The organism is Oceanicola sp. S124, from assembly GCF_000220565.1.
Classification (GTDB): domain Bacteria; phylum Pseudomonadota; class Alphaproteobacteria; order Rhodobacterales; family Rhodobacteraceae; genus Pseudooceanicola.
Window position 1 is genome coordinate 1 of sequence record NZ_AFPM01000117.1, and the last position, 1,220, is coordinate 1,220.

General features: G+C 69.6%; 1 protein-coding gene. It reads right to left on the reverse strand.

Features of this window, described 5'->3' with window-relative positions:
- On the reverse strand, positions 1 to 821 hold an 821-nt coding region (locus tag OS124_RS0108515; protein ID WP_168161449.1), incomplete at its 3' end, for a substrate-binding periplasmic protein.
- Positions 822 to 1,220: the final 399 nt, after the last annotated feature.

Genomic DNA, 1,220 nt, shown 5'->3' on the forward strand with positions numbered 1-1,220 from the left:
ACCTGATAGGGCGGGAAATGAGTGATCCCGACGGTCAGCACCTCGGGCACCGGATCGGGGCGCGTCATGTTCCATTGCAGGCGCAGCGCCTCCATCTTGCCCGAGGCTTCAAGCGCGGCGATCGCTTCGTTGATGCGGGGCATCAGGTCGGCCCGGCTCCGATGCAGCGCGACATGGTGTGTCAGCACCTGCAGGGGGGGCGTGGCCAGCCGGACCAGATGGTCGAGCCGCGCCGCCTGCAGGCTGTCCAATCCTGCTTTCTGCAGGGCCACCGCCGCATCCACCTCGCCGAGCAGCAGGGCCCCGAAAAGGGCGAGCGGCCCCGGGTAGGCCAGCACCTCGTTGCGGCCCCCGAAAGAGGCCGTTTCGGCGCCGGCGGCCTGCCCGATGGTGCCGATCCGCATCCCCGAGATCGTGTCGGGCGTCAGGTCGAGGGGCGCCCCGGCGGGCAGGAAGAGGTAGGTGCCCTGGGTCGCGACCGGGTCCGAATAGACCACGTCGGCGCCAAGTGCGGGCAGCTCGACCACGCCGGCCAGCATGTCGGCCTCGCCGCTGGCGAGCGCGGCGAAGTAGCCCGAGATGCCCTCCTTGCGTTCAAATCGCAGGCTCAGCCCGGCCTGCGCGGCGACGGCGCGCGCCAGCTCGGCGAAGTAGCCCGTCAGCTCTCCGTCGTCGCGCAGTTCATAGAGGCCCGTCACCGGCGACCAGGGCACGACCAGTTCCTCTGCCCTCTCCTGCGCGGGCACCTCCGACGGGGTCAGAAGAGCCAGTGCGACCAGAGTGGTAAGGACAAGTCTTAGGCGAAAGTTGAGCCCGGTCATGCAGCCATCCATTGCGCGGTCTTTCCCTCTGTTTAGGGTAAAGGTCGCCCGCTGCCTACTGTCTCCTGTCGCCAGTTTGACGCATGTCGCCCGCCTGCCGAGCCAGGATCGGCCATGCGGTCAGATCGCGGGCAACGCAGCCTGCCGGGGCCGGGGGCGCGGCATCTGCCCCGTGGGCCATCCGGTGCGGCGCTCGGCGGGTCCAGGGCCTGACCTGCCGAGATCCGCCCGGCGGCGAAGTGGTTTGTCGAGCGCTCCCATGGCCCTTGCGCCCCGCCTGGCCGCCGGGTCAGGCCAGCCTTGCGCCCTCGCTGTGTCGGGGCTGCCGTGGAAGAGGGACTTGCGCCGCGTCAAGGCGGCCTTCTTCGACGTAGAGGCTCACCATATGGCCGATGATCC